Here is a 22,750-nt window from a genome sequence, read left to right as displayed (position 1 = left end):
TTACCGAGAGGGTAGCGGTGCTCCGGCATCGGCCAGGCGCGACGTGCCCCGCGCGAGAAAGAGCCCGATGATCAGGAAGATCATGAAGACCGTGTCGAGAATGTCGTGCCCGAAGATGAGGTTCACGCTTCCACCGCCGGCGTAGACGGCTGCCAATATCAACAGCACCGCACCTCCCAGACGCTCCAGTCGATCCCCGGCCTTCGCGAGACTGCGCACTGCGATGACGGTTATCAGCGCAAACATGGCAATGATGGCAAGACCGGCAACGATGCCGCCTTCCACGAGGATGGTCAGGAAGCCGTTGTGAAAATGTGTGAACCCCACCTCAAGGCCGAAATTCTGCTCCATACGTTCCCGAATCAAGCTGGAAACGTTCTGCATTCCATGACCGAAGATCGGATCCTCGGCAAAGAGCCGCCCGCCGGTGCTCCAAACCGCCACCCGAAGCCCCACGGAGGAGTTGTAGTCTCCTCCTTCCGTCAGCCTGTCCATATTATGCCAGAGTGCCTCGAAGCGGTTTACGATCAAGCCGGATGTGAGTACGGCGATCACGATCGCAATGCCCAACAGCGCGAGGACACGCCCACGAAGAAGAGGCAGAACGCGGCGGCGGAATATGAATAGCTGCCCAAGTGTGAGAACGATCATCACCCCCCAGACTGAGCGCGATCCCGACAGCATCACGGCGCCGAACGCGGCTGCAAAGGCAGCAAGCAGAATCAATGATCGCCTGGTTTCAAGGATGAGAGCGCCTGCAAGGCACATCAACCCCGCCAGACAGATCACATCGGCAAACACCAGCGCATTGCCGGCGCCGCCTTCAGCACGCATTCCCAGAAATCTGTATTGAACGAGCGCGAAGGCGAGCCCCCCAAAACTTGCTATGGCGGCACCCGTAAGCGCCGCATGTGCAACCTCTTCTCTGTCAGCTATCGTCCAAACCGAATAGGAAAAAGGAAACAGCAGAAATGTCGAGAGCGGAAGAAGCTTGTAAACCATTTCCAGCGACGGCTCGTTCACGAGGAACGAAACGACGTTGGCCAGCACATAGACCAGCATGAGCAGCGCGACCCACCGCATCGCGGTGTCGGGGCTCAGCCGCCGCCTGCCGGAAAGAACCTCAAACACACACCAGAGCGCACCGCCATGCCAGACCACGCTGGTGGCTGACCCGACAATGGGCGGCATGGAAAAAACGGCCAGGGTGAACAGCCTGTTGACGACCCGATAATTCATTGTCTGTTCCGCCTGGTGAGCTTCGTTTCCCAGTTCAGTGCGTGGGTCACGATCGTTTTCAGATCGTCGTAGCGCGGCTGCCATGCCAGTTCCCGGCGGCAACGTGCCGCCTCCGCGACGATCGCCACCGCATCGCCCGGCCTGCGACCGGTGGTGCGCACGTCGAAGTCAGTCTGCGCCACGTCCTTCACGGCATTTATAACCTCAAGCACCGAGTAGCCCTTGCCATAACCGCAGTTCGCCACGAGGCTGCCCTTGCCTTCCCGCATGCGCAGAAGCGCCAGATAGTGGGCGTTCACCAGATCGGAAACGTGAATGTAGTCTCGAATGCAGGTTCCGTCCGGCGTGTCGTAGTCGGTGCCGAACACGTCCATATGGTCGCGCTTGCCCGTCGCGGTTTCGCACGCGACCTTGATCAGGTGCGTCGCGCCTTTGGTCGATTGCCCGGTCCGAAGTTCCGGGTCCGCACCGGAGACGTTGAAGTAGCGCAGCGCCGTATAGGCGAAGTCATGCGCCGCAGCACAGTCGCGCAGCATCAGTTCCGTCATCATCTTCGACGTCCCGTAGGGAGATTCAGGCCGCAGTTCCGTATCCTCACCAACCGGGAAACTGGCCGGACTGCCATAGACGGCTGCCGTGGACGAAAAGATGAAATGACGCACGCCACAGCGCACTGCGCTTGCGATCAGGCTCTGCGATTTCACCGTGTTGTTCAGGTAATAGCCCAGCGGATCGGACACGGATTCGGGCACGATGATCGATCCCGCGAAGTGAACGATGGCGTCTATACCGTGCTTGCGGATGATATCATCCACCAGTGCCTCATCGGCAATATCACCGACAACGAGCGTTGCTGCATCTGCGACAGCCCAGTCAAAGCCGGTGCTGAGACGATCCAGAACCACCACCTCTTCGCCGTGGTCCAGCAGTTCCCAAACCATGTGGCTGCCGATGTAACCGGCACCGCCGGTGACCAGAACACTCATCGCAGTCCCCTCGAAAAAAAATCGGGCCAGATACCCCATCCGGCCCGATCTGCATTCCGCTCTAAATCGGCAATTCCATGGCGGGTCAGCGCCCGGAGACGCCCAGTCCCCGCAGCAATGCCCACGCTGCCGGCATGAAACAGGCGGCCAGGGCGACCTTGATCAGGTCGGGCAGGATAAACGGCGCAACGCCGAACTGCCAGGCCTTGTCCGCACCGATCAGTCCGGCGAGCCAGGCAAATCCAAGTGCCATCATGACCATTTCCGCGAACAGCATGGCACCGCCAAGCTTTAACGGGCTGCGGTCCCATCCGCGATCAGCGGCCCAGCCCGCAATTGCGGCCATGGCCACGAATCCAAGCAGATAACCACCTGTCGGCCCCATCATATAGGCAAAGCCAATTCCCTTTTCGGGCGTACCCTGAAACACCGGAAGGCCCATAGCGCCTTCGGCCATGTACAGGAGAAGTGTTGCCACGCCGAGGCGCATGCCGAAGGTCGCACCGATCACGAGCACGGCCAGCGTCTGAAGAGAAAGGTCGACCGGTCCGAGCACGACGCGGGTCTTCGCCGACAGGGCGAGAATCACAGTTGCGCCGATGGCGAGGAAAAGCTGCGTCGCCAGACGCTGGGCGGCGTTGCGCGGAAGCGTCTGCGAAACGAGGGATTTTGAGGCGATAGCGAGCGACATGGCTCCTCCGTTCAGGCTCTTTGCGAAATAATGCGCGTTTCTTCTCCTATAAGCGCTTCCATGATATGCGGCAACCTGAATGCGGCTTCGTGCCGTTCGGTGCCCTTTAATTTCCGGACAATCTGCCAATGGCCCTCGAATTTGAAACGCGTTTCGATCCCGCCTATGGCGACGCGGTCAAGGTCGCACCGGATGTTCTGCGCCTCACGGTCAACAATCCGAGCGCCTTCACCTTCCACGGCACCAACAGCTACATTGTCGGCAGGTCCGTCCTCGCCGTCATCGATCCCGGTCCGGAAGACGAAGCCCATCTGCGAGCACTTCTCAAGGCCATTGACGGACGGCCGGTAAGCCACATCTTCGTCAGCCACACGCACCGGGACCACTCGCCGCTCGCCACACATCTGGCGCGCGAAACCGGGGCGCTGGTCTGCGCAGAAGGCCCGCACCGCGCCGCCAGGCCGTTGAGAATCGGAGAGACCAATCCCCTTGATGCAAGCGCGGATATGGATTTTGTGCCAGACTGGGCGCTCGCCGATGACGAGCTTGTCGAGGGCGACGGCTGGGCCATCCGGGCCATCCACACCCCCGGTCATGCAGCCAACCACGCTGCCTTTGCGCTTGAGAATACGGGCATCCTCTTCTCCGCAGACCATGTGATGGCGTGGGCCACCTCCATCGTTGCTCCGCCCGATGGCGCCATGTCGGATTACATGGCCTCGCTCGACCGCCTGCTGGCGCGTGACGATACGATGTTCTTTCCCGGCCACGGCAGCAGGGTGAAAAACCCACAGCGTTTCATGCGTGGACTGAAAGCTCACCGCAAAATGCGCGAACGCGCCATACTCGACCGCGTCACGCGTGGCGACCGCACAATTCCCGAGATGGTCAGCTCCATCTATCGGGATACGGATCCCAGGCTGCACGGGGCAGCGGCCCTTTCGGTTCTCGCCCATCTGGAAGATCTCGTCGCGCGCGGGGCCGTGACAACCGAGACAGAACCGTCCATCGATGCGGTCTATCTGCCTGGCTGAGCCTGGAACATCGGACCGAAAAGTGGAATCCGGTTTTCGGATTGTTCCGATGCTCTATCAATAATTTAGATCGTCCTTTGTGCGTCCGCATGGACGCACGGCGATCTAGACTGCTGCCAGCAGGGCCATTCTTTCATCGAGTTCTTTGAGAAATCGCTGGATGCGAGCGGCATTGTCTCCCAGATCGTGGCGCGCATAGCGCGAGACGGACCGCATGTCGACGAAAGTTGCGGTCTGGTCGTCCTCTATGCGGATCGCGACGTCTGCCGGGAACCCCAGAATGAAGGAATGGGCAACGCCTTCCAGCGTGATGCTGCCGCCGGCGAGCTGTTCACCTTCCGGGCCTCTGGGCTGCCAGCCCTTGTCCTGCATCATCGAACGCACCACCTCGAGAACCTTGTCCGCCGTGTGCTCGTAGCGCCGTCCGGCGACTTCGGGATATCCCTCTTCCTGCAACGCGCGGTCTTCGGGGGAGATGTCCTTGACCGGATTCATGGCACCGGTGCGCGCGGCCGCAGCCAACGGCATCTGCGGAGGGCGGTCGAGGTCGGTGGAGATGTCGATCAGCCGTGGATGCTCGAACACGCGAACGCCCGATATTCCGTATGGGGTGAGCACGATAGCGGCAATCAATATTCCGGTGCCGGCAATCGACGCGCCGGACGACCCGTGTTCCCAAACCTGAACCAGCGCAATCACACCAAGCGCGAAACCGGTAAGGGCAAGAATGCCGCTCAACCCCAGCAGCCAGAAAAAGGGAACCGTTTCCACCAGTCCGAACCGGTGCCCGGCTCCCGAGACCGCAAGAAGGACCGCCGCGAATACTGCAAGCCTGAGGCTCCAGGGAGCGGCGGGAGCGCGTTGCGGTACCAGAGTTGCCTTCATGTAACGAACCAGGCATGTCTTGATGCTGAAGATAGGTCTCTCTTAAACCAATGCCTGCCTGCGGGAAATGCGGTTTCCGTATATTCCTTGAGGATTCAGTCCCTTGTGTCTTTTGGCTGCGAAACTGATTCACCTTTATGGAGCCGCACTGCGCCATGCAGCGTTCTTCTCTCAAAAGCGTTTCCTTTGGTCGATATAACACGCCACATTCCGGCCATGCTGACCGGCACAATGAACCGGGCGGAGGGGGTGCGTGGGAGAAAGTTATGAGGTTCCGCCATGCAGACAGTGCTTCCAGAACATCATGAAATCGCCTCGAGCTCACTGGAACTGGTTGAGCTGGAACTTGCTCTGAAGCATCAGGATTTCGTCGAGCTCGGCTTCGAAGGCGCGGTGCGACAGGCACTGGACCAGATCAACGGGCGTCTGCTTTTCCACATGCGGCTTGATGGAATGAACGATTGCGACTGGGTGGCTGCCGTCGTGCTGGAGGAGCATGATGAACATGCTTACGCCCTCGTGGTTCAGCGGACCGGAAGCGGATCGCTTGAAGTCGAGGACATCAACACAAGCGAACTGCCGGTGGCCAGGATCGTCAACGCCTATGCAGGCCTCATGACATCGCTCGATCGCGTGCAGTAAACCGGCGCACGGCGTTACAAGCCGTTGCCCCACGCAAGGAACCCACAGCACTCCAGCGCGTTCCCTCCACAACGGAGTGAACGTCATGACTGACAACGGAAATCCAGCCCCCGGCTTCATGCGCAATCCGCACAAGCGCATCACCATCACGCCGCACGCCAAAAAGATCATCGTGAAGGCGGATGGGATTGAAATTGCGGCAACGAAGGCCGCCAAGCTTCTGCGCGAGACCGGCTGCCGGGATGTGCTTTACATCCCCTTCACGGACATCAATTTCGCCGGCCTTGAACCGACCCAGACCAGAACCCACTGCCCTTACAAGGGAGATGCCTCCTACTGGCGGCTGACCGGCGCCGGGGAGCCGGGCAGCGACATCATGTGGGCGTATGAAACGCCGTATGACGAAGCTCAGGAGATCAAGGAGCACGGCGCATTTTATGCCGAGCTCGTTGACATTGAGGAGCACTAGAGTATCGGATCCCAAAGGGGTACGGGCCTACCTCGAACTGCCCTATCCGGCAGCCCTGCTTTCGCTGATGGCAGCCTGCGCGGCAGCCAGCCGGGCGATCGGCACGCGGAATGGCGAGCACGAAACATAGTCCAGCCCCACGCTCTCGCAGAAGCGAATGGAAGCGGGGTCGCCGCCGTGCTCGCCGCAGATGCCCAGCTTGATGTCCGACCGTGTATGGCGTCCCTTCCGGGAGGCAATCCGCACCAGTTCGCCAACGCCGTCGACATCCAGAGACACGAACGGATCCTGCTCGATGATGCCGCGTGTGCGGTAGGTCTCGAGGAACGAGGCCGCATCGTCACGCGAGATGCCGAATGCCGTCTGCGTCAGATCATTGGTTCCGAAAGAGAAAAACTCTGCGCTGGCCGCGATTTCATCCGCTCTGAGAGCTGCACGCGGCAGTTCGATCATTGTGCCGACGAGATAGCTGAACGTGACACCCCGCTCCGCCATCACTGTCTTCGCCACCGCGTCGATGCGGTCCTTCACAAAGGTCAGCTCGGCGGACATGCCGACGAGCGGCACCATCACCTCCGGTACCACCGGCGCGCCTGCCTTTTCCGCAGCCTCGGCGGCCGCCTCGAAGATCGCGCGCGCCTGCATCTCCGCAATCTCCGGATAGGAAATCGCCAGACGACAGCCACGGTGGCCAAGCATCGGATTGAACTCGTGCAAAGCCTCGGTCCGCTGGCGCAGTTTCTCCGCCGAAACGCCCATCGCCTCGGCCACCTCGGCGATTTCCTCCTCGGTCTTGGGCAGGAACTCGTGGAGTGGCGGGTCGAGCAGGCGGATGGTGACGGGAAGCCCCGCCATCACCTCGAATATCTCCACGAAGTCGGAGCGCTGCATTGGCAGAAGCTTGGCGAGTGCCACGCGCCGCTCGCTTTCCGTATCCGCCAGAATCATCTCGCGCATGGCGAGGATGCGGCCGTCGTCGAAGAACATGTGCTCGGTGCGGCAAAGGCCGATGCCCTCCGCGCCGAAGGACCGCGCCGTGCGCGCATCGGCCGGCGTTTCGGCATTGGCGCGCACCCGCATGCGCCGTGCTTCGTCGGCCCAGCCCATGATCGTGGAGAAATCGCCCGAGAGTTCCGGCTGGAGCATCGGCACCGAGCCCTTCAGCACCTGTCCCGTCGCGCCGTCGATGGTGATCGTATCGCCGGCCTTCAGCATCTGCCCCATGGCCAGGAGAACGCCCTTCCTGTGATCGACGCGCAGGGAACCCGCGCCCGAAACGCAGGGCTTGCCCATGCCGCGCGCCACCACCGCCGCGTGGCTCGTCATGCCGCCGCGCGTGGTCAGGATGCCTTCTGCGGCATGCATGCCGTGAATGTCTTCCGGGCTCGTTTCCACCCGCACCAGGATCACCCGGCGCCCTTCCGCCTTCGCCTCTTCGGCAGCCTCCGATGAGAATACGATCTCGCCCGTCGCAGCGCCCGGCGAGGCCGGCAGGCCCATGCCGATGATGTCGCGCGGGGCGGAAGGATCGATGGTGGGATGAAGAAGCTGGTCGAGCGACGCCGCATCAATGCGCGCCACGGCCTCTTCCTTCGTTATGAGCCCCTCATTGGCCATGTCGACCGCAACCTTGAGGGCCGCGCTTGCCGTGCGCTTGCCGGAGCGCGTCTGCAGCATCCACAGCTTGCCACGCTCGATGGTGAACTCCAGATCCTGCATGTCGCGGTAGTGCCGCTCCAGCGTGTCGGCGATCTGAACGAAGGCGGCGAAGGCTTCCGGCATCAGCTTTTCGAGCGAAGGCTTGTCGGAGCCGGCCGCGAGCCGCGCCGCCTCGGTAATGTTCTGCGGCGTGCGGATGCCCGCCACCACGTCCTCACCCTGCGCATTGACGAGAAATTCGCCGTAGAGCGCTTTTTCGCCGGTCGAGGGGTCACGCGTGAAAGCCACGCCCGTTGCCGAATCCTCGCCCCGGTTGCCGAACACCATGGCCTGCACGTTCACCGCCGTGCCCCAGCTTTCGGGAATGTCGTGCAGGCGGCGATAGGTCACCGCGCGCGGGTTCATCCACGAAGAGAAGACGGCGCCCACCGCGCCCCAGAGCTGTTCGTGCGGATCCTGCGGAAACGGCGCGCCCAGTTCGGTCTCGATCCGCCCCTTGTAGAGCGCGATCACGTTCTGCCAGTCTTCGGCCGAGAACTCCGTGTCGACCTCATAGCCGCGCCGCGCCTTTTCCTCTTCGAGGATCTCCTCGAAGACGTCGTGGTCGAGCCCAAGCACCACATTGCAGTACATCTGGATGAAGCGGCGGTAGCTGTCATAGGCAAAGCGCGCATCCCCCGCCTCCGCAGCGATCGCCTCGACCGTCGCATCGTTGAGGCCGAGATTGAGCACCGTGTCCATCATGCCGGGCATGGAAGCGCGGGCACCGGAGCGCACGGAAACCAGAAGCGGCGCACCGGCATCGCCGAAGCGGCGGCCGGCCACACGGCCCACCTCTTCGAGTGCCGCCTCGACCTGTGTTTTCAATTCGTCCGGATAGGTGCGGCCACTGGCGTAATAGTGGGAGCAGAGCTCGGTCGTGATCGTAAAGCCGGGCGGTACGGGCAGCCCGAGGCTGCACATCTCCGCCAGGTTTGCGCCTTTGCCGCCGAGCAGATTCCTGTCGCCCGCGCTGCCTTCGGCACGTCCATCGCCAAACACATAGACCCACTTGGTCATGCTGCATTCCCCTTCCGGTCGATTTGCCGGCACCTGGAACCATAATGCACCGGCCACGGGACGCAGCGTTAAGCGGCAGCGCGCGCCAAGGCAAGGCCGGCTTCCCGGCCATCCGCCTCTTTATCGATTGAAGAGAAGATTTTTTCTGATCAGGCGTCCTTGAACGACGCAGGCGGGGCGAAGCCAAAGCCCCGCCCCGCCCTGATAGCCTTCAGACCGGTCAGGCCGCAGCGGCAACCGCCCTTGGGCGCACCCCGATGAAGATCATCACCGCTGCCAGCACCAGGACAATGCTCGCCACGCTGAACACGCCCTGCGCCCCGCTGATGTCGAAGATCAGCCCGCCGCCGGCGGCCCCAATGGCAATCGCGAGCTGAATCGCCGCGACCAGCAACCCGCCGGCGCTCTCGGCCTGATCGGGCACGGTGCGCGCCAGCCACGTAGACCAGCCGACCGGGACAGCGCCAAATGCAAGTCCCCAGAGCGCGATCATCACCGCGCTGGCCGCCGGCATCGAGCCGGCCGAGACGAGCCCGAAGCCCAGCACGCTCATCAACAGCGGCACGGTCATCAGCGTGCGGCGCAGACTACGCTCGACCAGAAGCCCGCCGAACAGCGAACCGAGGAAATTGGCGAGACCGAAACCCAGCAGAATGCCGGAGACCGCCGTGATGCTCGCATCAGTAATGTTTTCCAGATGCGGCCTGATATAGGTGAAGAAGGCGAAGTGGCCGGCAAAGACCAGCATGGCCGCCAGAAGTCCAAGCCCCACGCCCGGCCGCACCAGCACATCGACCAGCGTGCGCAGTCGTGTCGCGGCATTGGGCGCCAGATTCGGCAGAGTGGCAAACTGGACCACGAACGTGATGACGCCGAGTGCGGTCGCCAGCACGAACACGCTGCGCCAGCCGAACATATCCCCCACATAGCTGCCGACAGGAGCGGCAACGATCGTTGCCGCGGCGACGCCGCTGACGATCATTGAAAGCGCCCTTGGCACCAGCGCATCGGGCACGAGCCGCATGGCGACCGCCGTCGACATGGTCCAGAACCCGCCCAGCCCAATGCCGAGCAGGACCCGCCCTGTGAGCAGCACCGCGATGTTGGGTGCGAATGCCACCATCAAGTTTGATCCGATGAGAAGCAGGGTGAACCCGAGCAACACATAGCGCCGGTCGATGCTGCGTGTGGCAGCCGAAACCAGCAGGCTCGTTAACAGCCCCACCACGGCCGTCGCCGTCACGGCCTGGCCGGCCATCCCTTCCGAAACGCCGAGGTCCAGCGCCATCGGCGTCAGAAGGCTTGCCGGCAGAAATTCCGCCGTCACCAGCCCGAACACGCCGAGCGCCATGGAAACCACCGCACCCCAGGCCGGCTTCCGGCTGGCCTGGGCATTTGTCCACTGCGGGACTTCGTCCATCTGTCTGTCCTTTCACATGCAGGGTGTTTTGCAGTGCGACAGAGATAGGCTGGACACTTCGGACGCACCATGTCATAAAATCCGAAATGCTTGATCGAAACGCCGAAAATTCCTCGCTTCACCCCAACCCTGACCTGGTCAGCGACCTACTCATGGGCATGCGTCTTTATGGGATGGAGTACAATCGCACCCAGATCTCGCCTCCCTTCGGCCTCCGCTTCCCGGCCATTGAGGGGCGCGCTCAATTTCACTTTGTGGGCCGCGGGCCGGTGTTTCTGCGTGGGCCCGGTGACGCGCTTCATGCGCTCGATACCGGCGACGCCGTGCTTCTCCCTCGTGGCGGGGAACATTCGCTTCTGTCCGATGCGGAGATGAAGTGTCACTGCATTACGCAGTTCCAGCCAAAGACACTGTGCCGGAACGTCAATGAGATCATGGCCTGTTCGAACGAGAAGGACCACACGTCCGATGCCCTCATCTTCTCGGGCTGCATGGAGTTCGATCTGGGCAGCATGCATCCCCTTGTCGCCCTGATGCCCGACGTGATGCTGGTCAACACGCTCCTGAAGCGATATCCGGAAATCCTGCCGATCCTTGACGCCATGGAACGCGAAGCGAAGGAAGACCGTGCGGGGTTCGCCGGCATTCTCGCCCGGCTCGCCGACGTGGTCTCGGCCTTCATCGTACGCGCCTGGGTGGAATGCGGCTGCGGTGGTTCAAGCGGCTGGGTGGCCGCCCTGCGCGATCCACGTCTTGGGCGCGTCATCGCCGCCCTGCACCGCGATCCGGGCCGCAACTGGACCGTGGCGGAACTCGCCGGCCAGATGGGCAGTTCCCGCTCCGTCTTCGCCGATCGGTTCCAGGCCGTCACCGGCATGACACCCGTGCGCTACCTTACTGAATTGAGGATGCGGCTTGCCGCGCAATGGATCAGCCGCGAGGGCATGGCCATCGAAACGGCAGCGCAGCGCCTGGGTTACGGCTCCCAGGCCGCGTTCAGCCGCGCATTCAAGCGCGTCATCGGCAAGCCGCCCGGCGCCGTCCGCACGCTCACATCGCCGCGCCCGCATACAGCCGCTACCGTTCACGGAGCGGCCCCCGCCGCGCAGACCCCGTGAGGCGAAGCGTCACCTCATCCACCTGCCCGCCGCACCACCGCGCCAATGCGTCGGAAAAGAGCGTTTCGCTCTCCTGCGAGGCGAGCGCGAAAAGCGTCATACACGAGCAGAATTTCAGGTCATCCGGCGTGCCAAGGATCGCCCGCAGGGACTGGCCGGGCGCCTCCAGCATCACACACGTCACGTCCCGCAATCGTGAACCGAGCACCGGGTGAGCGAGGTAAGCGCGCGCTTCCTCCAGAGAGGAGAGGCCGTAATACTTCGCGGTCGGTGAACGCCCCAGACCGCGCAATTGTGGAAAGACGAACCACATCCAGTGGGTTCGCTTGCGGCCGGTCTGCAGCTCCCGGACAGCCGTCTCGAACACGCCCTCCTGCGCTTCCATGAAACGCTGCAGCTCGAATGGGTCTTTCGCCACCTGTCTCCTCCTGCGCGCGTCACCATACGATCCACAGCTTATCCCTGTCCGGCAACAAGAATGAGGATTTCGGCCTTGCAAAAAGCGCGGAAACGAAATAGAACAAAAATAGAACATTGGAGACCATCATGCGCAAGACCGGAAAGCTCGACTATATTGAAATGCCGGCGGGCGGCGGCAGCATCGACCGGGTTAAAGCCTTTTACGCCAATGCCTTTTCCTGGTCGTTTACCGACTACGGCCCCGGCTACTCAGCCTTTAACGAGGGTCTGGACGGCGGTTTCGACGGCAATCCGGACGGGAACGATAAACCACTTCCGGTGCTCTTCTCTGAAGACCTCGAGGCCACGCTGAAAACGGTCGAGGATGCTGGCGGAAAGATCGTGAGACCGATCTTTTCCTTTCCCGGCGGCCGCCGCTTCCACTTCACCGATCCGGCCGGCAACGAACTGGCGGTCTGGAGCGAGACATGAGGTCGTTGAACGCAGCGTTCGTGGTCGAGGCCGGGCCTTTAGCATTTTGCAGTCAGGTGGAATCACCTGACGTGCGCACGAATGCGGTAAAACAGATAGATAGAGCCGGGCACCGTTTCCAAGGAACGGTGAACCGCTCTAACCCGGATGAAGCGGACGAGCGGGAAGAAATGCTAGCCTGCCTCGCGCAGGCGCTCGGCGGTCTGGAGATCGACAGAGACGAGTTGGCTGACGCCCTGCTCGGCCATGGTCACACCAAAGAGCCGGTTCATGCGCGCCATGGTGATGGGGTTGTGCGTGATGACAACAAAGCGGGTATCCGTTGACGCCGCCATCTCGTCCATAAGATTGCAGAAACGCTCGACATTGTGATCGTCGAGCGGCGCATCCACCTCGTCCAGCACGCAGATGGGGGCGGGATTGGTCAGGAACACGGCGAAGATCAGCGCCATCGCCGTCAGAGCCTGCTCGCCACCTGACAGAAGCGTCATGGTCTGCGGACGCTTGCCGGGCGGGCGGGCGAGAATTTCAAGCCCTGCCTCAAGCGGGTCGTCGGATTCGATCAGTTGCAGTTCCGCGGTACCACCGCCGAAGAGATGGGTGAACAGCCGCTGGAACTGCTCGTTGACCACATCGAATGCAGCCAGCAGGCGCTCGCGCCCTTCCCTGTTCAGGTTCTGGATCGCATGACGCAGTTTGCGAATGGCCTCGATCACGTCCTCGCGCTCGGAAACGATGGTCCCGTGACGTTCTGTGAGTTCCGTCTGCTCCTCCTCGGCGCGCAGATTGACTGCGCCCAGCCGTTCCCGCTCCATCTTGAGGCGCTCCAGCCGACGCTCCACTTCGGCGATCTCCGGCATCGGCGCATCCGGCTCCAGTTCGGCCATCGCCAGAACCCTGTGCGGCGCAACGTTCAACACTTCCTGAATTCGGGCTTCCGCCTCCTTGCGCCGTTCCTCGGCTGCCGTCACGCGCTCCTCGGCACGGGCCCTGGCTTCGCGCGCCGATGAAAGCGCCTGGATGCTCTCGGTCGCCCGCTTGTCGAGCTCCGTCTGGCGGTTTTCGGCTTCCTGCAGAGTGTCAGCCGCTTCCCTGCGCACGGCTTCCGCCTTCGCAATCTCCGAAAGAAGCGAGCGGCCGCGCGCCTCGATCTCCTCGGGCGCTTCGGCGAGTTCTTCAAGCTCGGCTTCCGTATCGGCGCGGCGCTGCAGAAGGGCCGCGGTGTGCCGGTCGGCGTTCTCCACGCGTGACTGCCAGCCACGCCGTTCCGCAGCGATAGCCTCCAGCCGGCGCCGGCGCGCTTCCGCCTCGCGCCGCAATCCCTCATAGGCCGCACGCGCTTCGGCCACCGCCGCGCGTTTGGCGGAAACCTCGGCGGACTGCTGTTCAAGCTGCGCCTGCAGTTCGGTCAGATCGGGCGCGGCTTCCAGCGCTTCCTCCGCAGCCACTGTCGCCGCGGCGGCCTCTTCGTGATCCTCGACCACCCGGCTGCGCGCCTCATCAAGGCTCACGCGGCGACTGGAAAGCTCGCCCGCCGCCTTTTCTGCACCAGCCAGCGCATCGCGCGCCCGGCCAAGCGCGGCCTGCGCTTCGCGCGCTTCCTCGCGGGAGCGGCGTTCGGCTTCCACCGCGCTCTTCACCCCCTGCTCGGCATCGGCCAGCGCGGTTTCTGTCGCGCGGAGCCGCGCGGTCGCCTCGATTACCTCTCCATCGAGCTCGGCAAGGCGGTTCTTCTGCGCCAGCCTCTGCGCCGCCGCCGTGGGCGCGTCGGCGCTGGCGCGATATCCGTCCCAGCGCCACAATGCCCCGTCGCGCGCCACCAGCCGCTGACCGGGCTTCAGCATTTTTTGCAGCCGTGGCCCGTCCCCGGCGTCCACGATGCCGATCTGCGCCAGACGACGCGCAAGCTGCGCGGGCGCTTTCACCACAGAGGAAAGCGCCATCACGCCCTCTGGAAGGGCGGGGTCGTCGGCAGCTATCTCCGAAGGCCCCCAATAAACGGGTGCGGCACTGTCGAGCGGCACATCGAGGTCTTCGCCGAGAGCGGCACCCAGCGCGGTCTCGAAGCCCCGCTCCACACGCAATTGCTCGAGAACCGCCGGAAAGAGATCCGCCCCTCCGGCATTCAGAATCTTGCGCAGGGTCTGCGCTTCTGTCTCCACCCGGCCAAGTTCGGCCCGCGCCTCCTGCAGAGGCGGGCGGGCGGCCTGCTCGGCCTCGCGGGCGGCGGCGACACGCTCCTCGTTTTCGACTGCAGCCGCCTCCGCCATTTCCAGCCGCTCGGCTGCTTCGTCGACGAGCATGCGCTTTTCGACCGGGTCCGGCAGCCCGGCAATCCGGCTGGCGATCTCCGCAAGCTCGGCATCCATACTGGCGATCTGCCGCGCCAGCCGGTCGCGGCGCTCGGCCTGATCGCGGATTGCACGCTCGGCCTGCTGCCGTGTCGCCGAAGCCTCTGCCTTCTCCGCCGTCAGCCGCGAGAGCAGTTCTTCGGCAGCCGAAAGTTCGGTGGAAACCGTTTCGAAGACATTCTGCAGTTCGGTTTCACGCCCTTCAGCGCCTTCTTCAGTCTCTTTGAGCGCTTCTTCCTCTTCTGCCAGTCGCGCCAGCGCATCGGCATTGTCGCGCACCATCTGCTCTTCGCGCGCCACGTCTGCGTTCAGCTGGTCGATGCGCTTCTTCAGTTCCTGCGTGCGCGCGTCTATGCGCTTGGCCTCTTCCTCCACCTGCGTGCGTGCGATGGTCAGCCGTTGCAGGGCAGCGGCGGCGGCGGCTTCAGCATCGCGCAACGCCGGCAGCTTGTGCGCACCGATGGCCTGTGCCTTGGCCGCTTCCATCTGGCCGCTGGCGTTTTCGCCCACCAGTGCCGTCGCCTCAGACAGCGCGCTCTGGGCCTCGGCCTCCTGCGCCTTGGCCGAAGACCAGCGCAGGTGCAGCAGGATCGCCTCGGCCTTGCGCACTTCGGCAGAAAGTTTCTTGAAGCGCGAGGCCTGACGCGCCTGTCGTTTCAGGCTCTCGATCTGGCTGTCGAGCTCGCTCACCACATCGTCGAGCCGTTCCAGATTCTGTTCGGCGGCGCGCAGCCTGAGTTCAGCCTCATGGCGGCGTGAATGAAGCCCGGAAATGCCGGCAGCCTCTTCAAGCAGCGCCCGGCGCGCCTGCGGCTTTGCCTGGATCAGTTCACCGATCCGCCCCTGCCCCACCATGGAGGGCGAGCGCGCGCCGGTCGACTGATCGGCGAACAGAAGCTGTACGTCGCGGGCGCGCGCTTCCTTGCCGTTGATGCGGTAGACCGAGCCTGCCTCACGCTCGATGCGGCGCGACACCTGCAACTCGTCCGCATCGTTGAAAGCGGCCGGCGCAGTGCGGTCGGAATTTTCGAGAAACAGCGTCACCTCGGCCGTGTTTCGGGCCGGGCGCGTGCCCGAACCGGAGAAGATGACATCGTCCATCCCGGAGGCGCGCATGTTCTTGTAGGAGTTTTCGCCCATCACCCAGCGCAGCGCTTCGACCAGATTGGACTTGCCGCAGCCATTCGGACCGACCACCCCGGTCAGCCCGTTCTCGATAACGAACTCACTCGGCTCGACGAAGGATTTGAAGCCCAGAAGGCGCAGTTTGGTGAACTTCATGCCGGTCGCGCCTCAATCAGCGCACACGAAAACGGCGGACAAACGCGTTGTCCGCTAAAGCATGCCGTCGATGATCGCCGACATTTCCTCAATCGACATGGCTCCCGAGTGCTTCATCCCGTTGATGAAGAATGTTGGAACAGCCTCGATCCCCAGACGCTCCAGACCCCAATTGCGCATTGACCTGACTTCATCCAGAAGCTTGCTGTCCGTCAAGCAAGCTTCAAAGCTCTCCTGTGAGAAACCTGCATTTATGGCGGTTTTCAACAGGGCAGAGCGTCCATCCTGCACCCAGGCCCACTGCGTCTGGGTTCTATAGAGGAGATCGGAGACGCGGAAATAATCGTCCTTCGCGCAATAGGCAAGCATCAAGCCGGCCTCAGCGCGCGGGTCCGTTGGCAGCCCGCGCACGACATAGCGCACCTTGCCCGTGTCGATATACCGGCGCTTCAGTGCCGGCAGGGTCTCGACATGATAGCGGGCACAGTGTGCGCAGGTCATCGATGCATATTCGATGACAGTCACCGGCGCTTCGGGATCGCCGAGCGCCTGTTCCTCGAGCCCGCCCGTTTCAGCGAGCGCTTCCATATCCACGCTGGCGGCGATTGCCACCACAGCCCCGTTCAGTGAAAAACCGGCTGCAAAAAGCGTCAATCCCAATGTCAGAATCAAACGACGCCGTTGGCCGCCCCCAAGGCAAGCCAAAAGAAAATTCATCAATAAAAACCCGATAAATAAAAACGCCACCGGCAAAACCGGTGGCGCAGCTACGCTAAATTAAAGCATCCCGTCGATGACAGCCGAGATCTCGTCGATGGACATCGCACCGGAATACTTCTTTCCGTTGATGAAGAAGGTCGGCGTGGCATCGACGCCGAAATCGCTCGCGCCGCGGGCGCGCACGGCCCGCACCTTCGTCAGAAGTTCCTGATCCGTCAGGCAGGCTTCAAAGCTCTCCTGGGTGAACCCGGCGAGCTTGGAAATCTTCAGGAGAGCAGACTGTGCATCCTGCACCGGTGCCCAGTTGTTCTGCTGCTTGAAGAGCACGTCAACCATCGCAAAGTACTTGTCGTCGGAGCAGCGCGCCAGCATGAAGCCCGCTTCCGCGCGCGGATCGAACGGGAACTCGCGCATGATAAAGCGCACCTTGCCCGTCTCAATGTACTTCTTCTTCAGCTCCGGATAGGTCCGGGTGTGGAAGGTGGCGCAGTGGCTACACGTCATGGACGCGTATTCGACAATGGTCACCGGCGCATTTTCATCGCCGAGAACCTTGTCCTCCAGCGCTCCTTCTTCGAGCAGCTTGTCCATGTCCACCGTTCCGCTGGAGGGCGGGGCTTCGACGGCTGCCGTGGTGACGGGATCCGTAGCAGGTGCTTCCGCCTCCGCTTCGGCATTGCTGTCGGTGCACGCCGCCAGTCCAAGCCCAAGCGCCGGCAAGGCGGCCATGGAAAGAAGAAGTCTGCGGCGCTGGATCAGTTCGGACATGAATTTTCACCTGTTCGTCTTGGAGTGTTACCTGCGTTCACGCCACAAAGCGGGCGTTTCGGGCGAATTTGGGTCAGGGGCGCGTTTTTCTGAAGCAAGCGCCCCATCACGTTTTGGTGATCGCCGGGATCATGATCTGTCATTTGCGCCGGCCTAATATGCTCGCCCCCAGCTTTTGCAGCGATTGGCGCAGCCCCTCATCTTCCACCCCGGCGACAAGCGCACCGATCCGGGCGCTTTCCGATCCTGTAAGAGGGCGCGCGGTCGGCGCGCGGCGCACCTGTGGCTGAGCAACCGGCTTCTGCACGATCTTTATGCGCCCCACCGCGGCAAAGCCGAGGAAGGCATTGACGCGGGCGATCACCTCACCCGTCTCGTGCTGCAGGCGCAGCGCCGCCGCACCTTCGCACGCGATCACCAGCGTGGCCGGCTCAAACGGGTCGTCCTCGTGCCGGCGGCGCGGCCAGGCGAGCTTTTCAGGCCGCGTGCTGAGCGCCAGCCGCTCGCCCACGATCTCGCCCCAGCACTGGACAAGCTCCACCGAAAGCCCTGCGCGCTTGCGCATCACCGGATCGAGAATACCGGTGGCAAGATCGCTCACCGCGACGGGATTGCCCGATTGCCTCTTCCCTGTCATGACATGAAGTCTCGAATTGATCCGCAACGCATATTGAGTTTCGCTCCAGTATGGCACGCAGAGAAGCGTCGGTCACCGACGCACAGGCCTCTTCGACCGATTTTTCGCGCCCGCTGCTCGCGTGGTATGACCGCCATCACCGGAGCCTGCCCTGGCGCACTCCGCCCGACGAGACAAAACTCGGTGTCCTTCCCGACCCCTACCGCGTCTGGCTGTCGGAAGTAATGCTTCAGCAGACCACGGTCGGTGCGGTCAAGCGCTATTTCGAGGCATTTACCGATGCATGGCCGACGGTCGAAGCCCTCGCCACCGCCGAAACCGACGACGTGATGAAGGCATGGGCGGGGCTCGGCTATTATTCGCGCGCCCGCAATCTGAAGAAATGCGCCGAGACCGTCGCCAGCGAATATGGTGGCCGCTTTCCAGATACCGAGGCCGGCCTCAAGACCCTTCCCGGCATCGGCGACTACACAGCCGCGGCCATTGCAGCCATTGCCTTCAACCGCCCCGCCGCCGTGGTGGATGGCAATATCGAGCGCGTCATCACACGGCTTCATGCCATCGAGACACCTCTACCGCAGGCCAAACCCGAGATTCGCGCCCGGGTCGCGCAGGCTCTTCCGCATGATCGACCGGGCGACTTCGCGCAGGCCATGATGGATCTGGGTGCAACCATCTGCACGCCGCGCAGGCCAGCCTGCGTGCTTTGCCCCATCGCCGATGGCTGCACGGCGCGGCGCGAAGGCACCGCCGAGCGCTTCCCCGTCAAGGCGCCGAAGATGGAGAAGCCCACCCGCTGCGGCGCGGCCTTCGTCGCCGTACGCACCGACGGCGCGGTGCTTTTACGGCAGCGCCCGCCCACCGGCCTTCTGGGCGGCATGACGGAAGTCCCCGGCAGCCACTGGACCGCGCGGCAGGATGGCAGCACCGACACCTCCGCCGCCCCCTTCCCCGCCGACTGGCGTGAAACCGGGTCGATCCGCCACGTCTTCACGCATTTCGCGCTGGAGCTTTCCGTTTTTCGGGCCGATCTTCACAATGATCAACCGCCCGGCGATCAAATGCCCGGCGATGGCTGGTGGTCGTCCCCCGACACACTGCCCGGCGAAGCCCTGCCCACTGTCATGAAAAAGGCTATCGAGGCTGCGATACCCGGAGCCACCAAGAAGCCCCGCAAAGGATAGAACCGCATGAGCGAGATCCGTCACATCGTTTTCGATATCGGCAGGGTCCTGATCCACTATGATCCAGAAATTCCCTATCGCCGCCTCATCCCCGACGATGCCCAACGTCGCTGGTTTCTGGAGAATGTCTGCACCGGCGACTGGAACATCGAACAGGATCGCGGACGCGGGTGGGAGGACGCCGAGGCGCTTCTTATCGCCGAGCACCCGCAGGAGGAAGAGAACATTCGTGGCTTCCGCCGTCACTGGCACGAAATGGTGCCTTACGCCTATGACGATTCGGTCGCCATGCTCGAAACGCTCATCGACGCCGGCCATGACGTGACCATGCTCACGAATTTTGCGGCAGACACATTCGCCGAGGCCCGCGAGCGCTATACCTTTCTCAACCGGCCACGCGGCGTGACCGTCTCGGGCGAAGTGGGGCTCCTCAAGCCTGACCGCGCGATCTACGACATCCATGTCGAAAGCTTCGGCCTCGAGCCGGCCGCCACGCTGTTCATCGACGACAGCGAGAAGAATGTGGAAGGTGCAAGAGATGCCGGCTGGCAGGCCGTGCATTTCAGCGGCGCAGAGAAGCTGCGAAGCGATCTGGCCGGCTATGGCTTCGCAGTCTGAAAAAAGCGCTCCGCAGAATCATACAGAGATTCATCGAAGCGCTCTATCTTGCTGATAGTCTTTGGCTTTTGCGGCTCCGGGCTTCTCCACCTGAGCCTACGCGCCTGATGCTCAGGCGGCAACGCCCTGCATGTTGTCGCGCATGATCTGGCGCAGATCGTCGATCGGCTTCAGGCTGCCCTTTTCCTCGAAATGCCAGAAGGTCCAGCCATTGCAGGCCTCGAGCCCCTGAACGCGTGCGCCGATTCGGTGGATCGAGCCTGCCTCGTCGCCGATGGCAATCGTGCCGTCGGCACGCACATTGGCGGTCCAGCGACGCTTGGAATCGTGCAATTGCGTGCCCGGCTGCATGAGGCCTGCCTCCAGCAGGCTGCCGAAGGCCACGCGTGGCGCGGAACGCTTGGCCTGCATCTGGGCAAGATCCATCTCGTCCAGCGGTTCGATGCCGGCGATACGAGCGCTCGCCGCTTCGATATACTCATCCTGCCGATCGATGCCGACAAAGTGGCGGCCAAGCCGCTTGGCAACCGCCCCGGTCGTGCCTGAGCCGAAGAATGGATCGAGCACCACATCGCCGGGCTTGGTCGATGCCATCATCACCCGTGCAAGCAGCGCTTCCGGCTTCTGCGTGGGATGCAGCTTGCCGCCATCCTCGTTCTTCAGGCGTTCCTTGCCCGTGCAGATGGGGAAGAGCCAGTCGGAGCGCATCTGCACATCGTCATTGGAGGCCTTCAGCGCTTCATAATTGAAGGTATAGCCCTTGGACGACTTGTCGCGCGAAGCCCAGATCATCGTCTCATGCGCGTTCTGGAACCGGCGCCCGCGAAAATTCGGCATCGGGTTCGTCTTGCGCCAGACAATGTCGTTGAGCAGCCAGTAACCCAGGTCCTGCATCACCGTGCCGACCCGAAAAATGTTGTGATAGGAGCCGATCACCCAGATCGTGCCGTTCGGCTTCAAGACGCGACGCGCTGCCAGCATCCATGCGCGGGTGAAGGCATCATAGGCAGCAAAACTGTCGAACTGGTCCCAGGCATCGTCAACCGCATCGACGCGCGATTGATCGGGGCGGTGGAGGTCTCCACCAAGCTGCAGATTGTAGGGTGGATCGGCAAAGATCACATCGACCGATTTTTCCGGCAGACGGTCAAGTGCGGCGACACAGTCCCCCTTGATGATCGTATCGAGCCATTCGGCCTTTTTCGGTTCGGGTGCAAGCTCATCGATACGACGCACAGCGGACATGGACTGACCTCTAACTCGGACTGTTTACCTGCCGTTATGGTTACGGAAGATGGTAAATATTCCGTAAGGGTCCGCGCCGATTTGCGGCCCATGCGAAGCTGTGCAATCTTCCCTTGCGTCAAGTTTCACCCACGGAGATCCGGTATGATCCGCACCCGCCTGTTGAGCGTCCTGGCAGCCCTGTTGTTTGCCTTCCCCGCGATGGCCGCAGGCAAAACGATCATCGTCCTGGATGGCTCCGGCTCCATGTGGGGACAGATCGACGGCACGACGAAGATCGAGATCGCACGCGATACGCTGCGCAAAGTCTTGGAAACGCTGCCCGAGGACACCGAGCTTGGCCTCGTGGCCTACGGGCACCGGGAGAAAGGTTCCTGTTCCGACATCGAGATCGCCATTCCGCCGGCAACAGGCACGGCAGCCGCGGTCGCCGATTTCGCCGACCGCCTCAACCCGAAGGGAAAGACGCCCCTCACCGATGCGGTTCGGAAGGCCGCCGAGGAACTGCGCATTGAAGAAAATGCTGCGACCGTCATCCTTGTCACCGATGGGCTGGAGACCTGCAATGCGGACCCCTGTGCGCTCGGACGCGAGCTTGAGGCCTCTGGCGTCGATTTTACTGCGCATGTGGTCGGTTTCGGCCTGTCCGAGGAAGAAGGACAGGAAGTTGCCTGTCTCGCGGAAAACACCGGTGGGCTCTATCTCAAGGCTGACGACGCAGGCCAGTTCGCGGAAGCGCTCGAAACCACGGTCGCAAAGGTGCCCGACCCGAAGCCAGAGCCAAAGCCGCAACCGGCCAGTGTCGAGTTCAATGTGCGTGGCATCGCACGCCTTTCGCAGGATGGCCCGGACATGGCCGACAGTTCGGAAGTGCGCTGGGACTTCATCCCTTTGGATGCAAATGGCGAGCCCGCGAACCGCAGCGCAGACGGCGGCTATCGCGGCGTGTTCGCTGCCAGCGTACCCGCCGGATCCTATCGTGCGAAAGCGCGGCTTGGCCGCATCACATTCGAGACCGATGTGGAGCTGACCGACGACAAGACAACGGACGTCATTGCCGTGCTCGATGCCGGGCTCGTCGAAATCACGCCGAAACGGACCCCCGAAGACACCGAGGCCGACACGGGCGCGCGCGTCGACGTGCATTTCGACGGCACGAAGGATGGCGGATATGGCCAGACACGCGTCTGGGCGAAGGCCGGTTCCATCAGGGTCACCGGACGGATCGGCAAGGCCACCGTCGAAGAAAGCCACGAACTCGCCGCCGGCGAGACCCTCAAACTCGACTTGGTCATCGGCTCCGGCCTTGTCGTCCCGTCTGCCGTTTATGCGGAGGGCGGGCCGGAGGTGGAAGGCAACGCAATTCGCTTCGAGGTCCAGGACGCCAGGGCCGACATTAACGGAAAGCGCAAATCGCTTGGCGGCCAGTATGGCCCAGGCAAGCAGGGAATGGATGTTCCACCCGGCGATTACATGCTTTATGCGCGCCTCGGAAAGGCCGAAGCCATGACGCCGATCAGCGTCAGGGCGGGCGAACGCACCGAGGCGACGATCAATATCAATGCCGGCGTCCTCGCCGTCTCCGCTCCGGGCGCCTACAGGATCGAATTTCTTGAGGGCAAGAAAGACATCCAGGGCAACCAGAAGAATCTGGGCGGCACCTATGACGTCGAGGCACAGGAGACTTTGCCGCCGGGAGACTATGAAGTGCTTGTGCGCTACGAAGGCGACAGGGCGGAACAGCGCCGGAAAGCCAGCGTGACCGCTGGCGAGCGCACAGAGGTCGTCGTCGAATAGCGCGTTCAGCCATGGCTTTGTGGAGTTGTCTCGGGGCGGCATAACGGCTATGCCCC

At 62.6% G+C, this 22,750-nt stretch carries 20 protein-coding genes; 8 read left to right on the top strand and 12 right to left on the bottom strand.

Annotation, left to right across the window (positions count from 1 at the left end):
- The 3 genes from KUG85_RS10140 to KUG85_RS10130 form a co-directional block, all read right to left on the bottom strand.
- On the bottom strand, positions 1-1,239 hold the full coding sequence (locus KUG85_RS10140; RefSeq protein ID WP_255606346.1) for an O-antigen ligase family protein: 1,239 nt from the start codon (positions 1,237-1,239) through the stop codon (positions 1-3).
- Positions 1,236-2,225 (bottom strand): UDP-glucose 4-epimerase GalE, encoded by a 990-nt coding sequence (gene galE / locus KUG85_RS10135; protein WP_223005087.1) that lies wholly within the window; start codon positions 2,223-2,225, stop codon positions 1,236-1,238. Before galE ends, KUG85_RS10140 begins: the two co-directional genes overlap by 4 nt.
- 85 nt (positions 2,226-2,310) lie before the next feature.
- Complete coding sequence (locus KUG85_RS10130; RefSeq protein WP_065816046.1) at positions 2,311-2,916, bottom strand: biotin transporter BioY; 606 nt, start codon at positions 2,914-2,916, stop codon at positions 2,311-2,313.
- Between the two features lie 128 nt (positions 2,917-3,044).
- Here KUG85_RS10130 and KUG85_RS10125 point away from each other — a divergent pair, with 128 nt between their 5' ends.
- A complete protein-coding gene (locus KUG85_RS10125) occupies positions 3,045-3,950 on the top strand; it encodes an MBL fold metallo-hydrolase (RefSeq protein ID WP_223005086.1) in 906 nt (301 codons plus the stop codon).
- A gap of 105 nt (positions 3,951-4,055) precedes the next feature.
- Here KUG85_RS10125 and KUG85_RS10120 read toward each other — a convergent pair whose 3' ends face one another.
- Entirely contained in the window at positions 4,056-4,835 is a 780-nt protein-coding gene (locus tag KUG85_RS10120) for a DUF1499 domain-containing protein (RefSeq protein WP_223005085.1), read from the bottom strand.
- 279 nt (positions 4,836-5,114) lie between these two features.
- Between KUG85_RS10120 and KUG85_RS10115 the strand changes: the two genes are divergently transcribed.
- Together KUG85_RS10115 and KUG85_RS10110 are read left to right on the top strand one after the other, a co-directional pair.
- Positions 5,115-5,477, top strand: coding sequence for a hypothetical protein (locus KUG85_RS10115; protein WP_223005084.1), 363 nt, complete (start codon positions 5,115-5,117; stop codon positions 5,475-5,477).
- Between the two features lie 85 nt (positions 5,478-5,562).
- Entirely contained in the window at positions 5,563-5,946 is a 384-nt protein-coding gene (locus tag KUG85_RS10110; RefSeq protein WP_065816050.1) for a DUF427 domain-containing protein, read from the top strand.
- Between the two features lie 42 nt (positions 5,947-5,988).
- Here KUG85_RS10110 and ppdK read toward each other — a convergent pair whose 3' ends face one another.
- Together ppdK and KUG85_RS10100 are read right to left on the bottom strand one after the other, a co-directional pair.
- Positions 5,989-8,664, bottom strand: a complete 2,676-nt coding sequence (gene ppdK, locus KUG85_RS10105; protein WP_223005083.1) for a pyruvate, phosphate dikinase — start codon at positions 8,662-8,664, stop codon at positions 5,989-5,991.
- Between the two features lie 220 nt (positions 8,665-8,884).
- The gene (locus KUG85_RS10100) at positions 8,885-10,084 is read right to left on the bottom strand and encodes an MFS transporter (RefSeq protein ID WP_223005082.1); all 1,200 of its coding nucleotides are present in this window, start codon (positions 10,082-10,084) and stop codon (positions 8,885-8,887) included.
- Positions 10,085-10,170: 86 nt separating this feature from the next.
- Between KUG85_RS10100 and KUG85_RS10095 the strand changes: the two genes are divergently transcribed.
- On the top strand, positions 10,171-11,202 hold the full coding sequence (locus KUG85_RS10095) for an AraC family transcriptional regulator (RefSeq protein ID WP_223005081.1): 1,032 nt from the start codon (positions 10,171-10,173) through the stop codon (positions 11,200-11,202).
- Here KUG85_RS10095 and KUG85_RS10090 read toward each other — a convergent pair.
- Positions 11,162-11,620 (bottom strand): DUF1810 domain-containing protein, encoded by a 459-nt coding sequence (locus tag KUG85_RS10090; protein ID WP_255606345.1) that lies wholly within the window; start codon positions 11,618-11,620, stop codon positions 11,162-11,164. The two genes, KUG85_RS10095 and KUG85_RS10090, sit on opposite strands and share 41 nt — an antisense overlap.
- Positions 11,621-11,748: 128 nt before the next feature.
- On the opposite strand from KUG85_RS10090, the gene KUG85_RS10085 reads away from it, so the two are divergent.
- Complete coding sequence (locus KUG85_RS10085) at positions 11,749-12,093, top strand: VOC family protein (RefSeq protein WP_007009305.1); 345 nt, start codon at positions 11,749-11,751, stop codon at positions 12,091-12,093.
- Positions 12,094-12,266: 173 nt separating this feature from the next.
- Here KUG85_RS10085 and smc read toward each other — a convergent pair whose 3' ends face one another.
- The 4 genes from smc to KUG85_RS10065 form a co-directional block, all read right to left on the bottom strand.
- On the bottom strand, positions 12,267-15,725 hold the full coding sequence (smc, locus tag KUG85_RS10080; RefSeq protein ID WP_223005079.1) for a chromosome segregation protein SMC: 3,459 nt from the start codon (positions 15,723-15,725) through the stop codon (positions 12,267-12,269).
- A gap of 54 nt (positions 15,726-15,779) precedes the next feature.
- Entirely contained in the window at positions 15,780-16,472 is a 693-nt protein-coding gene (locus KUG85_RS10075; protein ID WP_255606377.1) for a DsbA family protein, read from the bottom strand.
- A gap of 30 nt (positions 16,473-16,502) precedes the next feature.
- Entirely contained in the window at positions 16,503-17,213 is a 711-nt protein-coding gene (locus tag KUG85_RS10070; protein WP_065816056.1) for a DsbA family protein, read from the bottom strand.
- Positions 17,214-17,352: 139 nt separating this feature from the next.
- Positions 17,353-17,850, bottom strand: a complete 498-nt coding sequence (locus KUG85_RS10065) for a DUF721 domain-containing protein (protein ID WP_223005078.1) — start codon at positions 17,848-17,850, stop codon at positions 17,353-17,355.
- 50 nt (positions 17,851-17,900) lie between these two features.
- On the opposite strand from KUG85_RS10065, the gene mutY reads away from it, so the two are divergent.
- Together mutY and KUG85_RS10055 are read left to right on the top strand one after the other, a co-directional pair.
- Positions 17,901-19,034 carry an A/G-specific adenine glycosylase gene (gene mutY / locus KUG85_RS10060; protein ID WP_223005077.1) on the top strand — a complete coding sequence of 378 codons (1,134 nt, stop codon included), beginning with the start codon at positions 17,901-17,903 and terminating at the stop codon, positions 19,032-19,034.
- Between the two features lie 6 nt (positions 19,035-19,040).
- A complete protein-coding gene (locus tag KUG85_RS10055; protein WP_223005076.1) occupies positions 19,041-19,652 on the top strand; it encodes an HAD family hydrolase in 612 nt (203 codons plus the stop codon).
- 111 nt (positions 19,653-19,763) lie between these two features.
- Here the strand turns inward: KUG85_RS10055 and KUG85_RS10050 are convergent, their stop codons facing one another.
- Positions 19,764-20,897: a site-specific DNA-methyltransferase gene (locus tag KUG85_RS10050; protein WP_007008003.1), complete on the bottom strand. Its 1,134-nt coding sequence runs from the start codon at positions 20,895-20,897 to the stop codon at positions 19,764-19,766.
- 144 nt (positions 20,898-21,041) lie between these two features.
- Between KUG85_RS10050 and KUG85_RS10045 the strand changes: the two genes are divergently transcribed.
- Positions 21,042-22,694 (top strand): vWA domain-containing protein, encoded by a 1,653-nt coding sequence (locus tag KUG85_RS10045; protein WP_223005075.1) that lies wholly within the window; start codon positions 21,042-21,044, stop codon positions 22,692-22,694.
- The last annotated feature ends 56 nt before the right edge of the window (positions 22,695-22,750 follow it).

This window comes from Nitratireductor rhodophyticola (genome assembly GCF_019891355.1).
In the GTDB taxonomy this organism is placed as follows: domain Bacteria; phylum Pseudomonadota; class Alphaproteobacteria; order Rhizobiales; family Rhizobiaceae; genus Nitratireductor; species Nitratireductor rhodophyticola.
The sequence above is the reverse complement of the archived record's forward strand: the minus strand, read 5'-3'. Positions and strand labels throughout refer to the sequence as shown.

Coding starts and splice junctions, on each gene's coding strand:
- KUG85_RS10140 (WP_255606346.1), bottom strand. CDS start 1,239: ATGAATTATCGGGTCGTCAACAGGCTGTTCACCCTGGCCGTTTTTTCC.
- galE (WP_223005087.1), bottom strand. CDS start 2,225: ATGAGTGTTCTGGTCACCGGCGGTGCCGGTTACATCGGCAGCCACATG.
- KUG85_RS10130 (WP_065816046.1), bottom strand. CDS start 2,916: ATGTCGCTCGCTATCGCCTCAAAATCCCTCGTTTCGCAGACGCTTCCG.
- KUG85_RS10125 (WP_223005086.1), top strand. CDS start 3,045: ATGGCCCTCGAATTTGAAACGCGTTTCGATCCCGCCTATGGCGACGCG.
- KUG85_RS10120 (WP_223005085.1), bottom strand. CDS start 4,835: ATGAAGGCAACTCTGGTACCGCAACGCGCTCCCGCCGCTCCCTGGAGC.
- KUG85_RS10115 (WP_223005084.1), top strand. CDS start 5,115: ATGCAGACAGTGCTTCCAGAACATCATGAAATCGCCTCGAGCTCACTG.
- KUG85_RS10110 (WP_065816050.1), top strand. CDS start 5,563: ATGACTGACAACGGAAATCCAGCCCCCGGCTTCATGCGCAATCCGCAC.
- ppdK (WP_223005083.1), bottom strand. CDS start 8,664: ATGACCAAGTGGGTCTATGTGTTTGGCGATGGACGTGCCGAAGGCAGC.
- KUG85_RS10100 (WP_223005082.1), bottom strand. CDS start 10,084: ATGGACGAAGTCCCGCAGTGGACAAATGCCCAGGCCAGCCGGAAGCCG.
- KUG85_RS10095 (WP_223005081.1), top strand. CDS start 10,171: ATGCTTGATCGAAACGCCGAAAATTCCTCGCTTCACCCCAACCCTGAC.
- KUG85_RS10085 (WP_007009305.1), top strand. CDS start 11,749: ATGCGCAAGACCGGAAAGCTCGACTATATTGAAATGCCGGCGGGCGGC.
- smc (WP_223005079.1), bottom strand. CDS start 15,725: ATGAAGTTCACCAAACTGCGCCTTCTGGGCTTCAAATCCTTCGTCGAG.
- KUG85_RS10070 (WP_065816056.1), bottom strand. CDS start 17,213: ATGTCCGAACTGATCCAGCGCCGCAGACTTCTTCTTTCCATGGCCGCC.
- KUG85_RS10065 (WP_223005078.1), bottom strand. CDS start 17,850: ATGACAGGGAAGAGGCAATCGGGCAATCCCGTCGCGGTGAGCGATCTT.
- mutY (WP_223005077.1), top strand. CDS start 17,901: ATGGCACGCAGAGAAGCGTCGGTCACCGACGCACAGGCCTCTTCGACC.
- KUG85_RS10055 (WP_223005076.1), top strand. CDS start 19,041: ATGAGCGAGATCCGTCACATCGTTTTCGATATCGGCAGGGTCCTGATC.
- KUG85_RS10050 (WP_007008003.1), bottom strand. CDS start 20,897: ATGTCCGCTGTGCGTCGTATCGATGAGCTTGCACCCGAACCGAAAAAG.
- KUG85_RS10045 (WP_223005075.1), top strand. CDS start 21,042: ATGATCCGCACCCGCCTGTTGAGCGTCCTGGCAGCCCTGTTGTTTGCC.